Below are 14304 nucleotides of genomic sequence, written 5' to 3' on the forward strand. Positions count from 1 at the left end.
TTCTCATATTTTATCATTACGTTTCAACTTTAAAATTGACGACCTCAGGAATATGAGAATTTGAATGTTCTTGAAGGTAATCGATAATTAATTGTGCACCGTCAATTTGGATATCTTTAACAACTGGTGCGTTGGTGTACATATCATATTGACCACCACCCACTGAACGATAGTTATTCACACAAATTGTATAGGTCTTATCAAAGTCTAATGGTTCACCATTGAATTGAATATGTGCTACACGTTGTCCTCGGGGTTGACCAGCATGAATCGTGTAGCTTACACCAGCGAATATATCATAATTAAAATGTTGGGGTTTCGGTTCCATAAAATCTTTACTGATAGTGATTTCTTCATGAATAACATCAAAATATTCAGCAGAGCGTTCTATTGCAGCTTTAATATCTGCACCGCTAACACGTAATACTTTAAATGTATTTGGGAAAGGGTAATTGTTAATAACATCACGCATTGTAACGTGTTTTGTAAAACCAGTTGCTGAATCAAATAAGGCTGTACATGCCATATCGGCGTCACTCTTAGCTAATAAGACGTAATTTAAAAAATTGATAAATGGATGTGGTGCTATACGAGCTTCAAATGCATCATCCACAATCATTTCATTAGGTAGTTCAGCAATCTGAGTATCGAGCCAGTCTTCTAATTGACTTCTTAAATAGCGATCATCTTCATTAACAACAAAGTCATCATCATCGCTAACCGGTAATAAACTACATGACGCAATGCGTTCATGAGTGTCATCGTTGAAATTCAGAACGACTTTGCCTACAGATCGACCTCGTGTACCAGGTTGGATGACTGCCGTTTGGTTGAATAACGTTGCGATATCTCTATGTTGATGACCTGTAATGAATATATCAATATCATCACAGAAGTGTTCTAAAATTGCATAACCTTCATTCTCACCTGTTTGTGCTTCGGTAGGGTCTCCAGTTTCTAAATCTTTTTCAAAGCCACCATGATAGCTCACAACAACGAAGTCTGATTGGCGGCGTACTTCGGGTAGCCAACGTTGTAATGCTGTTACGGCACTTTCAAAGGTGAGTGACTGGATGTGTTCAGGTTGCTCCCAATGAGGGATATACTGCGTCGTTAATCCAATCACGCCAATTGTTTTACCATTAACATCGAAATAGTGAATGCCCTGATGCGTGAGTAATTCACCATTCTCAAAGATATTGGCACATAACACCGGATAGTTTAGACGATTCAATGCATCTTTCAAATAAGGTAACCCGTAGTTGAATTCATGATTACCTAGTGTACCAAAGTGAAAGGACATATGATTATAGAAATTGACTAGAGGCTGACTATTCTTGATATGAGAGACGAGATAATTACAAAATGGTGAGCCTTGTAAAAAATCGCCATTATCAATTTTAATATGATGTGCGTAATGTTGTTGGTCTTTTTCAATTAAATGATTAGCCAACAATAAGCCCATAGGTAGGTATTGGTCTCTTTTGGAGAAATCTGTTGGAAATATGTAACCATGTATATCGCTCACTACGTAAAACGCAAGTTGTTCCATAAAATATCACTCCTCTTGTTGATCATCTTATGCGGGTTAATCTGTTTGGGTATTGTGTTGATGTTGACTTCCATAACTGCCAGCTTTAAAGGTTGAAGGATCATACCATTTATAACCTGATGGTGGTTGAGACCAAGGTTCCTTTTCAGGTTCAGTTGACTGTTGAGGCTGTTCAAACTGATGTAACGTTGTTTTACGATCCAGTTTGATTATACTATCTTTTAAAGATGTTGAAGTATCTTCTTTACTCATCCATTGAGTAATGTTAGTTAATAATTTTCCATTATCTTCTTCATGAAAACCATTGTATGTTTTTTTATTTTCACCGGTATCTTCACGTTTGTATTTTGGTGAACGATCTTCTACTAAGGAGGAATCTCCGATAAATACTGCTTTTCCTTTACCTAGTTTAGAAATGGCAACATATGGACCTTCTTCAACACCGCCATTATTGTACACCCCTTGATCGACAGCATGGGACCATTTATGTTTAGACGATAAATGCGAAGGTGTGTACACGATACCTTTAGCTTTATTAGGGTCAGTAATAGCTAGTGTACAACCTGCATGCATCGATACAGAATCGATCCCTTTGGTAATGCCCATACTTTCGTCTGATGACACTATATTTTTAGTATTCATATCTCCAAGGGCATTATAGCGAAAACGTACACCAAATTGATTAGAAAGCCAATCAGAACTTTTAACATCTTGCATTGCTTTAGAATGCTTCTCGTCATTTGTCATACCTTTAGACATATCATCGAAAGCGCCACGTCGATAACCATTCATCGCTTCCGAAGAATCAATTCTATTTAAATTTCTATCTGCATTATAGTGGTCTGATATGAAAACAACTTTACCACCTTGTTTTACATAATTAGCAATAGCTTCTTGTTCGCTTGTCTTAAATGGTACATTTGCTTCAGGGATGACTAATATCGCTGCTTGATTTAATGTTTGTTCATCGATATTGGCTTGGCCATCAATGTCTTTAACTTGATAACCCTGTGATTTAAATGAATCAGCATAATCAGAAAAAGCACCGTCACTTGTCCAGTCGGCAGCGCCCGCTGTTTGTGCATGTGATCGATCAAATAATACTGTTGGTTCATCTTTAGACGTAGGATTGGTTTGAGCTAATGTCATAGGTATAGCAGTGAAGAGGCTGCTTGCTAATATGGATGAAACTACAATACTTTTATATATTTTTCTCATAAATGATACTCCTTTAATAATTTTTTCTAATTATGAATTATAGAATATCGACGTTTACATTGTGTGGTATTTAATAAAATTTACAAAACCTTTAAGCGTATTTAAAAATGTGTTATTAAAATTCATTTTAATATAATACAAATTTACTTTAATATGTGATAATCTATAAGTGTAATTTTATTATATACATATTACACCAAATACGTATAAGAAGGGACAGTTATTAGATGAAAAAATTGAAGTATTTATTGATTCTTGTTTTATCAGTCATTATGTTTACGGCAGCATGTGGAAATTCAAGCTCTTTAGATAATCAAAAGAGCTCTGACAAAGGTTCAGATTCTAAATCTGGAGATTATAAACCAAAAGAATTAACGGTACAATTCGTACCTTCACAAAATGCAGATAAATTAGAAGCGAAAGCGAAACCACTTGAAAAACTTCTGTCTAAAGAATTGGATATGCCAGTTAAAGTATCCGTTTCTACCAACTACAATACAATTGTAGAAGCCATGAAATCTAAAAAAGTAGATGTCGGCTTCTTACCTCCTACAGCTTACACATTAGCACATGATCAAAAAGCAGCAGATTTATTATTACAAGCACAACGTTACGGTGTGAACAAAGATGGTTCACCTAACAATAAACTTGTGGATGACTACAAATCAGAAATTTTAGTAAAAAAAGACTCAGATATTAAAAGTTTAAAAGATTTAAAATGTAAGAAAATTGCTTTACAAGATGTAACTTCAACGGCAGGTTACACATTCCCATTAGCTACATTAAAAGAAGAAGCGGGTATTAATGCAACTAAGGATATGAAAATCGTGAACGTTAAAGGCCATGACCAAGCTATCATTTCATTATTAAATGGTGATGTAGATGCAGCAGCCGTATTTAATGATGCACGTAATATTGTTAAGAAAGACCAACCAGATGTATTCAAAGATACTAGAATTTTAAAACTTACGGATGCCATTCCGAATGATACGATTTCTGTAAGACCAGATATGGATAAAAAATTCCAAGATAAGTTGAAAAAAGCATTTAAAGATATTTCAAAAACTAAAGAGGGACACAAAATCATTAAAGAAGTATACTCACATGAAGGTTATACTGATACAGATGATTCTAAATTTGATGTTGTTAGAGACAATGAAAAAGCAGTTAAAGATATGAAGTAATGCATACAGAGACTACATTAATAAATGAAGCGCGTCATATTGATGTAAATATAGTTCAAATGACTTAAACAAAGTACATGACTTTGAAATGCTAAGTGTTGAATTGGATAAATTATTGGGAGAGGATGATATTCAATTCACCTTAGTATTTCTTTGTAAAAGAAAGGTGTCAAACATGAGTCAAATAGAATTTAAAGATGTCAGTAAGGTTTATCCTAACGGGCATGTCGGATTAAAAAATATTAATTTAGAAATAGAAAAGGGAGAATTTGCGGTTATTGTTGGCTTATCTGGGGCAGGTAAATCTACGTTACTTAGATCAGTCAATCGTCTCCATGATATTACCTCTGGGGAAATTTTCATTCAAGGTCAATCGATAACGAAAGCACGAGGTAAAGAATTACTTGAAATGCGCCGCAACATTGGTATGATTTTCCAACATTTTAATCTAGTCAAACGTTCTAGTGTATTGAGAAATGTATTAAGTGGGAGAGTAGGCTATCATCCGACTTGGAAAATGGTACTTGGGTTATTTCCTAAAGAAGATAAGATTAAAGCGATGCATGCACTTGAGCGCGTAAATATTTTAGATAAATATGATCAACGTTCGGATGAACTTTCAGGTGGACAACAACAACGTATTTCAATAGCGCGTGCCTTATGCCAAGAATCTGAAATCATATTGGCAGATGAACCTGTAGCATCATTAGACCCCTTAACAACGAAACAAGTTATGGATGATTTAAAGAAGATCAATCAAGAATTAGGCATTACGATTTTAATTAACTTACACTTTGTCGATTTAGCAAGAGAATATGGTACTCGTATTATTGGATTACGCGATGGTGAAGTGGTCTATGATGGGCCTGCTTCTGAAGCGACAGATGACGTCTTTAGTGACATTTATGGACGAACAATTAGTGAAGATGAAAAGCTGGGAGTGAATTAGTATGACCGCACCAGTACAACAGAATTATGATACATATTTAAAGCGTAAAATGTCGCTCAAGACAAGTTTTACATTTGTATTACTCATTGTGTTAATTGTTTGGAGTTTTATTTATACAGGTTTTAATGTTGGGGACTTAATGGTTGGCTTACCTCAAATAGGTGATTTGTTTGCCCAAATGATTCCACCTGATATGAGCTACTTAAGTCAAATTACACAACCCATGTTAGACACAATTAGAATGGCGATTGTTAGTACTGTATTAGGAAGCATCGTGTCTATTCCAGTTGCATTATTATGCGCCAGTAATATAGTACAGAAGAAATGGATTAATATACCTGCACGATTTATTTTGAATATTGTCCGTACGATTCCAGATTTACTACTTGCGGCGATATTTGTTGCTGTGTTTGGTATTGGTCAAATTCCTGGTATTTTAGCGTTATTTATTCTAACGATTTGTATCATTGGTAAGCTATTGTACGAATCTTTAGAAACGATTGACCCAGGTCCTATGGAAGCGATGACGGCGGTAGGTGCAAATAAGGTGAAATGGATTGTTTATGGTGTAGTGCCACAAGCGATATCATCATTTGCCTCATATGTACTTTATGCATTCGAAGTGAATATACGTGCTTCAGCTGTGCTAGGTTTAGTAGGTGCGGGTGGTATTGGATTATTTTACGATCAAACGTTAGGTCTATTTCAATATCCGAAAACAGCTACGATTATTTTATTCACGCTGGTTATCGTAGTCATCATTGATTACGTTAGTACGAAAGTGAGGGAACAACTCGCATGACGACTAAAGAAACGCAATATCCATTACACACTAAAAATCATCGCAAAAAGTTGATTAAACAGTGGCTCATTGCAATTGTAGTAGTGAGTATAATTATTTGGGCTTTTTCAGGTGTGCCTAGTTTAGAACTCAAAAGTAAATCTATTGAAATATTAAAAGCGATTTTTAACGGTTTGTTTCACCCAGATTTAAATTATATTTATATTCCTGAAGGCGAAGATTTATTAAGAGGGTTATTAGAAACATTTGCTATTGCAGTGATTGGTACTTTTATAGCGGCCATTATTTGTATTCCGCTTGCATTTTTAGGTGCTCAAAATATGGTGAAGTTACGACCTGTTTCAGGAATAAGCAAATTTATACTTAGTGTTATTCGAGTATTTCCAGAAATTGTCATGGCATTAATCTTTATTAAAGCAGTAGGCCCTGGCTCATTTTCAGGTGTTTTGGCACTCGGTATTCATTCTGTTGGTATGTTAGGTAAATTATTAGCAGAAGATATTGAGAGTTTGGATTTTAGTGCCGTAGAATCTTTAAAAGCAAGCGGTGCTAATAAAATGAAGACGTTAGTGTTTGCAGTTATTCCCCAAATTTTACCATCATTTTTATCATTAATCCTTTATCGATTTGAGTTGAATTTACGTTCTGCTTCGATTCTTGGCTTAATAGGTGCAGGCGGTATTGGGACGCCACTGATCTTTGCAATTCAAACACGTTCTTGGGATCGTGTAGGTATTATATTAATTGGACTAGTAGTCATGGTAGCTATCGTTGATTTGATTTCTGGTGCAATACGTAAACGTATCGTTTAAATAAGCAGATAGGCTAGAGTTTCTCATTATGGGAAACTCTTTTTTTATGAAGCATTTTTTTTATAGAAAATCTCATTTAAGGATGAAAATATAGTTAGCAATCGAATATGTATTCATAAGTCATCGTGGTATAATAATATTTAATAAATATTTTATATAATATGTTTTGATGTTGTAAGGATATACTAAATGTTTAAACACTATTATATATGATTAAATGACGGAGATGACAAATCATGATCGATATTCATAACCATATATTGGTTAATATGGATGATGGCCCAAAAACTAAGCAAGCAATGATTCAATTGCTTATTCAAGCTAAAGAGGAAGGTATCACAGGCGTTATAGCTACACCGCACCATCTAAACCCTAAATTTAACAATAGCTTTCAAAACGTTTCTTTAAAATTAGCAGAAATGAGAAAGATACCAGAAATTAAAGACTTAGGTATCGAATTATTTCCAGGTCAAGAGGTAAGGCTCACAGAAGCAATGATTAAAGAAATTGAGTATGGCAGTATACAAGGATTAAATAAATCACGATATTTATTGATTAAGCTACCGTTTGGTGATGTGCCTGATATTGCTAATCGACTGTGTCATGAATTGCAATCTTTAGGATATATACCAATCATAGCGCATCCAGAACGTAATAAAGCAATTGCCAAAAACCCTTATCTCTTATATGAGTTGATTTGTAACGGGGCATTGAGTCAATTGACAGCGAGTTCATTGTTAGGTGATTTCGGTAGAAGTGTTCAAAAATTATCATTACGTTTTATGGATTGCCATTTAGCACACTTTATAGCATCGGATGCACATTCTGTAGAGCATAGACCATTCGCCTTAAATCAATTGTTTGATGAACGAAAGTTAATACCTTATAGAAATAAAATAGAAGAAATGATTGAAAATGCCAAAGCCATCGTGAACAATGAAGTGGTTTATTCGGATAGACCATGTGAACCAGAGATGGTGAGACGATTTCTAAGATGGTTTTAAGAATAAATTTAAAGGAATAATGAAAAATAATGTAGACAATACTCATAAATATAATGTATAAGGTTAAACGAAGAGTGGTAAGGATAAATAACCTGGGAAATCAATTAACCTTTAAAATGAAGAGGTGATAAAGATGGAAGATAATCAAAAAATAGTTAACGATAGAACAAGTAATGTATTGGGTTCATTAAGTTATTTAAGTATATTCTTTGCACCTGTACTTTTTCCAATTATTGTTTGGATCGTTGCAGATGCACCTGCATCAACGTACTCTAAAAAAGCGTTATTAAACCATGTTATGTCTTGGGTTTGTATGGTTTTAGCAATTATTTGTTTTGTAATGGCACCAGCAGTTTACAACCAAAGTACTGTTTTAATGGTTATTTTGTTTATTTTGGGTATCGCATTTATCGTAGGATCAGGGGTATTATTTATTATTAATATCGTCAGAGGTATTCAATTATTAATTGATTAATTATTTATAAGGGAAGCGTCGTTCAATGACTTTGAACGACGCTTTAAATGTAGTATTAGATTTTTTCGTATCTTATGGGTCTTGATGTGCCGTACGAATCTTTAACTGACGTTTGTATGAAAATATGGTTTGTATCTTCATAGTCTAAAATATACATGAGTTGAGGGTCTACTTCAGATGTCAGTTTAATACGTTGATGTTCGGTATCAATTTGAAGAATTTGATATTGATTGTGATTCGTATCAACGCCAGTTTGAATGCTAATAGATTTTTGAGCTGATGGGTTAATCCAATTACCCAAAAATAAGTGAATCGTGTCTTGCTGTGACTTTGTGAGTGTAAGTGCGTCGTCATTAATATGAATAAAGTGGAGTTGATACATAGCGTCGCCTGCCTTCAATCAATATCTATATTATGTTTATTAATAACCTATCATTGTATCGTCCCATGTATAGTCTCTGTTGAATGATAAATGAAGTAAATTAGAATCGGCATCTTGAATAGATAAATCAGTATCCCATGGATTCCAGAAAATCAGTTTTTCTTCGTTATTAATTTTAGCATTACCGACAACTGCCATCGCGTGACCGAGATGAGGGTCATTAGGATTATTTTCAACACTATGAGCTAATATCATAGCTCCCTTATTATCTTTAGTTAATTGGTCAACTTGATTATAAGAAGGCATACCACTTTGATGTTGAATGTCTCTACCTTGTGAGTTACCGTACTTAATCATTTGTTGTGGGTTAGTTGAGAATTGTGGTAATTCTTCTTCGCTAACATTTGGATATAGCGTTCTCATAATATCGTGTGCATTATACTTATCGGTATTCTTAGTGGCATTCAGTAAGGCAGCCATACTAAATCCAGCACACCATGAATTATCAAATTGTTGTTCTCTTATTTTGAAGTTTTTTAATGTATTTTCATATTGAACTTGATTGTCTTGGTCGGCTTCAGCTGCTTGATTTTCATTTATTTTTGTTGGCTCAGATGTTGCTTTAAGTTGTTGTTTAAGATGAGATGACATATGTTGATTGTTTTCTTTGTCTTTGATGTTTGTAGGAAGCGGTGTGGCTTTAATTAATTTAACTTGTCCATTTTCTTCAAAGTAGAAACCTTTTTCATCAGTTAAAATAGTTATATTTGTGTGCTTGTCTTTGATAGCATCTAGATCTTTAGCGATGAAATTTGAGATTTTCACACTATAGTTTGCATTTTCTTTAGATTGTTTTAAATCATCTTCACTTTTAGGGCTGACTGTTAATGTATAAATGATTTTGCCATCTTTTAATACTGGATAATAATAACTATTATCTTCTTCACCATTAAATTTATAGATCTTAAATGCTTCGCCTAATTGATAGTCACCAGGTTGGCTGTTTTTTGTTTGTCTAGAGCTTGGGCATAGCCTTTATATTGTTGTTGTGCTAGATTCTGTACTTTTTGAGGAACTTTATCATTTTTAACGTTAATTTCTAGTTGATTGGACTTCTGTGCGGCATAAGATTTGTTAAGGTCAGTAAAAGCAATGGTTGATAATAAAAGTATGGCGAATAAGAGAATACTCATTAATTTAAATGATATATGTTTATATGAATGATGCATTTAACAACCTCCGATAATGTTTGATGATTGATTTATAAGTATACGTTGTCTGTTTATTCTGAATTTTTATATTAATATGTGTGGCAAGTTACGCTGCGTCTGGATTATCATAGTTATTATCGTCATCGTTATTATTATTGTTATTATCGTCTGTGCCATTATTGTTATCATTGTCGTCATTATTGTCGCTATTTGAGAAATTAATGTCTTCAATATTTTGTTTTAAGAAGTTTTGTACATCTTTGTTGATAAAGACAGCGCCATTATAGCTATTGGCTGCGCCACCCCAATGAATACCAATGACTTCGTTACGGCTATTGAATACAGGGGAACCTGAATTGCCACCAGTTGTACTTAAGTCATAGTGCATATCTTCACCTTGTATTTGAGTGATTTTACCTCTACTTTCCCACATTGTAGCAAGCGGTTTATCTCCTGGGTAACCAGTAACGGTGATAGGTTGATTTTGATTTGTATCCGCATTGTCACTTAAAGTGGCTGGTGTAACAACTTCACCAATATTTTGATTTTTGTCATTAGGTGAGAATTTAACGATGGCTAGGTCAGCATTGCCTGGATATTTAGTGATTTGTTCTCCAGTAAAGCCACCATTTGGATAATTATTTTGATTAACTGCAGAAGGGAAGGCTTTTAAAGCGCGTGGATTTCCGTGAGTCGCATCTACAACATGCTTGTTAGTTAAAAGTTTGTCTTTACCAACAACAACGCCTGATGCAATAAATGTACCTTCGTTTGATTGAACTTGAACGAAAGTAACAGGAGCATAGTGACCTAACGTTGTATCATTAATTTGATGTCGATCATTGTTAGGCAGTATGACATTTGCGCGTTCTTTCTTTTCAACAGGTTTGACGTTATTACCTTTATCAATCTTCGGTGTCTTTTGTTGTTGAGATTGTGTGGTTTGTTGGTGATTATCGGTTGATGATGTCGTTTCTGCATGTGCTGGATTAATTAATGTCGCTGATGTCAAAGTTGCAATTAACAAAGAACTTGCTGTTAAAAACTTAACTTTCATTTTAAAACCTCCTAAAAATAATATTTCCAACACAAATATAACACCAAAAATTTTTAAGTCAATACAAATATATAAAATAATTAAAAAAGTTTTGTAGAAAATAGTGTTTTATGAAATGTTTTCTATAAGATTGAATTAAATATCATTTTATATTATTTAATTGTGCAAAAATGGATATTAACCATATAAAAAGCACTGGCTAAAACTATAAAATAAATAGTAATTAGCTAGTGCTTCTATGCATTATATATTGTAATGAAATTAAAAGTGTTTAAATGGTGAACCTATTTTTTAGCAGATGATTTTCTTAATAAAATAAAAGCTACACCTAAAACGAGTGTGATGACAAAACCGATGTATGGTGAACGTGTTCTTTCTTGGCCGGTTGCAGGTAATGATTTTGATTGGTGATGAGTTGTTATAGCTGATTGCGATGATGTAGAATCATGTGATTGTTGCATTGAACGACTTATCATTGCTTGGTTGTTAGCATGAATAGGTTGTCCAACTGCATCATGGTTAAAGCCAGCATCCACATTATCATTCGCAACAATCGCATCGCCATTTTGATCATGATTGAAATTGTTATCGATGTTAATGTCTGAGGCAATAGGGTTGCCGTCTTGGTCATGATTGAAGTTGCTATCTACGCTATTAGCTGTCATTAAAGGATTACCGTCTTCATCGTGGTTGAATCCAGCATCTACATTATCCTCAGCAACGATAGCATCGCCATTCTGATTATGATTAAAATTGTTATCGATGTTGTTATCAGAAGCAATAGGGTTGCCGTCTTGGTCGTGATTGAAGTCACTATCAACGCTATTAGCTGTCATTAAAGGATTACCGTCTTCATCGTGGTTGAATCCAGCATCTACATTATCCTCAGCAACGATAGCATCGCCATTCTGATTATGATTAAAATTGTTATCGATATTATTGTCCGAGGCAATAGGATTGCCGTCTTGGTCGTGATTAAAACTGCTATCGATGTTATTTTCCGCAGTAATAGGGTTACCATTTTCGTCGTGATTATAAGTTGAATCTGTTTGATTAGCTTGAGTGATGGCATTACCATTCGACTGATGGTTAAAACCTTGGTCTACTTGATTATTTTCTATAGTTGCAGCTGAAGCCTCGTGATGTGATGTAAGAAATAAAGCAGAAGTAGTGATAGTTGCGCCGATTAAGTATTTGATAGAATGATGAGTCAAAAAAATCTCCCCTTGAATATATTTATTTATACAGTAAAGAAATCTTATCTAAGTTATTGTAGTTAACTCATAAAGTTAAATGTTTAGTTATCAAAACTTCGTTATGTACAATATAAATATAGCATCAAATCATTTGAAAGCCCTATGAATCAGGTGTCAATGAAATAACAGTTTTGTCACTCTAATCATCAATCATGTAATAACACTTAATATTATCTAACAAAGTAAGTACTTTTGATAAGGCTTTATATTATGTAGAATACATATAAAGAGGTGAGAACGATGGAAATAGTATATGTAGCTGGCGGTTGTTTGTGGGGCGTTCAAGCTTTTTTTAAAACTATACCAGGTATCGTATCAACTGAAGCTGGAAGAGCTAATGGAACAACATCAAATTTGAGTGGTGAATACGATGGTTATGCCGAATGTGTAAAGTTAACATTTGATCCGGATAGTTTAACTATTCGTAATATTATGGCATATCTTTTTGAAGTGATTGATCCTTATAGTTTAAATCAACAAGGTCAAGATATAGGTAAGAAATATAGAACAGGATTATATAGTGAAAATACGCAACATTTGAAGGAAGCACAAACTTTTATTAATGAGCGTGAAGATAGTGATTATATTGTAGTGGAAGTCTTACCTCTGTCTAACTATGTAAAAAGTGCGCACGAACATCAAGATAGATTGGAAAATTATCCTGAAGATCATCATTTGTGTCATATACCCATGCATATGTTAAATAAATATAAATAAAAGAGGTCACTTAATGTGACCTCCGTGTTAATTATTTGCGTTTACCGTCAAAAGTATCGAATAAGCTTAATGTTGCTAAGCCTAATAAGTCTAATGCATGTTGAGCACCTTTTTTACCATGTCCAGCTTCGAAGTGTTTGTAAGCTGCTACACTTAGTACTGAAATTGTAGCTAATGAGCCTAAACGTGAAGCAGTTTTACTTAAGAAGCTTACTGCGAATAAGCCTGCAGCAGCTGCTTCAATCGTACCAGCTAATTTAACTGATTTTTCAGGCATACCGAAGACATTTGTGAATGTATCTGACATACCTTGGTCACCTTGTAATTTTGGTTTTGATGCATCGTAAAGTTCTTTAGCAAGTTTTAAATTTGTAGCATAACGTAAAATCATAAAAATATTTCCTCCTATTTATCTTCAAAATATTTATCTACTATAGGTTTAACCTTTTCCCCAAAAAGACGGATGGAATGCATTGTTTTTTCATGAGGCATTGATCCGACTGGAGTATGAATCATAAAACGATTAAGACCTAGAGTTTCTACAGTTTCAATAATTTTTTGTGCGACTGTTTCAGGGCTACCTAAGTATATCGCACCTTCGCTTCCAATTTCTCGTTCAAAAGATTGTTCATTGAAAGGTGGCCAACCACGTTCTCTACCAAGTACATCTTGATGTGCTTTTAATGAAGGGAAGAACTCGCGTTTAGCTTGCTCGTCAGTGTCAGCAATATATCCCCAAGAATGTACAGATATTGGTAATTGAGATGGATCATGTCCATATGATTCAGCAACAGATTTGTAAATTTCTATATTACGTGCGAATCGTTTAGGATTACCACCAATAATAGCATAAGTGATGGGTAAACCAAATGCACCTGCTCGTAATGATGATTCAGGTGTACCACCTGTAGCGATAGAAATCGGTAATTCGCCATGTTCTATTCTAGGATAAACGCCTGTGTTTTCAACGCTAGGACGTAATTTGCCTTCCCAATTGATAATTTCATGCTTATTAATTTCTAATAGCATTTGAAGTTTTTCATTAAATAAATCTTCATAATCATTTAAGTTGTAACCAAATAATGGGAAAGATTCAATAAATGATCCTCTACCTATCATTACTTCAGCTCGACCATTAGATACAGCATCTAATGTTGAGAAGCGCTCGTATACTCTGACTGGGTCATCAGAGGATAAAACAGTAACAGCTGATGACAGTTTGATATGAAAAGTACGTGCAGCAGCAGCTAACACAGTCACTGGATCTGACACAGCATAATCTTTACGATGATGCTCGCCTAAGCCATAGATGTCTAAGCCTAGTTGATCTGCCAATTCTATTTCTTCTACTATATTTCTAATGCGTTGTGCATTTGAAATAGGAAGTTCTGAACCTTCCGGCATATGAATCGCACTATTATCGGCAAATGAAGTTAATCCTAATTCAATTTTCATAGTTGCCACCTCCAATATAATTTTTATACTGGATATATTATATATCGTTGTTAGTTGAAAGTCAATACGATTTGTTCGCCTCATTATTGAGGCTATTTTCGGGGTAAAAAAGCATATTTGTTATAACAATTTAATTTGCCGTAAAATTAAAACTTTTTGAAAATTAAATAGGTTCTTTAGTTTTATTGGATAAAGTGTAATAATAGTTATCGTTATCATAAATAGAAAGG

Annotated in this window: 13 protein-coding genes and 2 pseudogenes; 7 read left to right on the plus strand and 8 right to left on the minus strand. The window is 34.1% G+C overall.

The annotated features are described in order from the left end of the window. Window positions 1-16: 16 nt before the first annotated feature. Together ssp1_RS01055 and ssp1_RS01060 are read right to left on the minus strand one after the other, a co-directional pair. Window positions 17-1552: a bifunctional metallophosphatase/5'-nucleotidase gene (locus tag ssp1_RS01055; protein ID WP_075778283.1), complete on the minus strand. Its 1536-nt coding sequence runs from the start codon at window positions 1550-1552 to the stop codon at window positions 17-19. Window positions 1553-1591: 39 nt separating this feature from the next. Further along, window positions 1592-2770, minus strand: a pseudogene (locus ssp1_RS01060) (DNA-binding protein); the annotation flags it as partial. Between the two features lie 227 nt (window positions 2771-2997). On the opposite strand from ssp1_RS01060, the gene ssp1_RS01065 reads away from it, so the two are divergent. From ssp1_RS01065 to ssp1_RS01090, 6 genes are all read left to right on the plus strand, one after another. Continuing rightward, window positions 2998-3954, plus strand: coding sequence for a phosphate/phosphite/phosphonate ABC transporter substrate-binding protein (locus ssp1_RS01065; protein WP_118828079.1), 957 nt, complete (start codon window positions 2998-3000; stop codon window positions 3952-3954). Between the two features lie 175 nt (window positions 3955-4129). Further along, entirely contained in the window at window positions 4130-4903 is a 774-nt protein-coding gene (gene phnC, locus ssp1_RS01070) for a phosphonate ABC transporter ATP-binding protein (RefSeq protein ID WP_075778281.1), read from the plus strand. A gap of 1 nt (window position 4904) precedes the next feature. After that, on the plus strand, window positions 4905-5705 hold the full coding sequence (gene phnE, locus ssp1_RS01075) for a phosphonate ABC transporter, permease protein PhnE (RefSeq protein ID WP_002452376.1): 801 nt from the start codon (window positions 4905-4907) through the stop codon (window positions 5703-5705). Beyond that, a complete protein-coding gene (phnE, locus tag ssp1_RS01080) occupies window positions 5702-6517 on the plus strand; it encodes a phosphonate ABC transporter, permease protein PhnE (protein WP_002452375.1) in 816 nt (271 codons plus the stop codon). The genes phnE (ssp1_RS01075) and phnE (ssp1_RS01080) overlap by 4 nt, the downstream gene beginning before the upstream one ends. A 236-nt stretch (window positions 6518-6753) precedes the next feature. Next, on the plus strand, window positions 6754-7521 hold the full coding sequence (locus ssp1_RS01085) for a tyrosine-protein phosphatase (RefSeq protein WP_075778280.1): 768 nt from the start codon (window positions 6754-6756) through the stop codon (window positions 7519-7521). A 133-nt stretch (window positions 7522-7654) separates the two neighbouring features. Continuing rightward, window positions 7655-7996: a membrane protein gene (locus tag ssp1_RS01090; RefSeq protein ID WP_002452373.1), complete on the plus strand. Its 342-nt coding sequence runs from the start codon at window positions 7655-7657 to the stop codon at window positions 7994-7996. A gap of 55 nt (window positions 7997-8051) precedes the next feature. On the opposite strand, the gene ssp1_RS01095 is transcribed toward ssp1_RS01090, so the two are convergent. The 4 genes and pseudogenes from ssp1_RS01095 to ssp1_RS01110 all read right to left on the minus strand — a co-directional run bounded on the left by ssp1_RS01095 (window position 8052) and on the right by ssp1_RS01110 (window position 11860). After that, window positions 8052-8378 (minus strand): cysteine protease inhibitor staphostatin B, encoded by a 327-nt coding sequence (locus tag ssp1_RS01095; protein WP_075778279.1) that lies wholly within the window; start codon window positions 8376-8378, stop codon window positions 8052-8054. A gap of 39 nt (window positions 8379-8417) precedes the next feature. Beyond that, window positions 8418-9607 (minus strand): annotated as a pseudogene (locus tag ssp1_RS01100) (C47 family peptidase). An 88-nt stretch (window positions 9608-9695) separates the two neighbouring features. Beyond that, the gene (locus ssp1_RS01105; RefSeq protein ID WP_075778277.1) at window positions 9696-10646 is read right to left on the minus strand and encodes a trypsin-like serine peptidase; all 951 of its coding nucleotides are present in this window, start codon (window positions 10644-10646) and stop codon (window positions 9696-9698) included. A gap of 284 nt (window positions 10647-10930) precedes the next feature. Next, window positions 10931-11860 (minus strand): hypothetical protein, encoded by a 930-nt coding sequence (locus tag ssp1_RS01110; RefSeq protein WP_118828080.1) that lies wholly within the window; start codon window positions 11858-11860, stop codon window positions 10931-10933. 282 nt (window positions 11861-12142) lie between these two features. Between ssp1_RS01110 and ssp1_RS01115 the strand changes: the two genes are divergently transcribed. Further along, complete coding sequence (locus tag ssp1_RS01115) at window positions 12143-12619, plus strand: peptide-methionine (S)-S-oxide reductase (RefSeq protein ID WP_075778275.1); 477 nt, start codon at window positions 12143-12145, stop codon at window positions 12617-12619. A 31-nt stretch (window positions 12620-12650) separates the two neighbouring features. Here ssp1_RS01115 and ssp1_RS01120 read toward each other — a convergent pair whose 3' ends face one another. Both ssp1_RS01120 and ssp1_RS01125 read right to left on the minus strand, forming a co-directional pair. Next, window positions 12651-13010 carry a hypothetical protein gene (locus tag ssp1_RS01120; protein WP_002452034.1) on the minus strand — a complete coding sequence of 120 codons (360 nt, stop codon included), beginning with the start codon at window positions 13008-13010 and terminating at the stop codon, window positions 12651-12653. 14 nt (window positions 13011-13024) lie between these two features. Further along, window positions 13025-14074: an LLM class flavin-dependent oxidoreductase gene (locus ssp1_RS01125; protein ID WP_075778274.1), complete on the minus strand. Its 1050-nt coding sequence runs from the start codon at window positions 14072-14074 to the stop codon at window positions 13025-13027. Window positions 14075-14304: the final 230 nt, after the last annotated feature.

Source organism: Staphylococcus sp. M0911 (assembly GCF_003491325.1).
GTDB lineage: Bacteria > Bacillota > Bacilli > Staphylococcales > Staphylococcaceae > Staphylococcus > Staphylococcus warneri_A.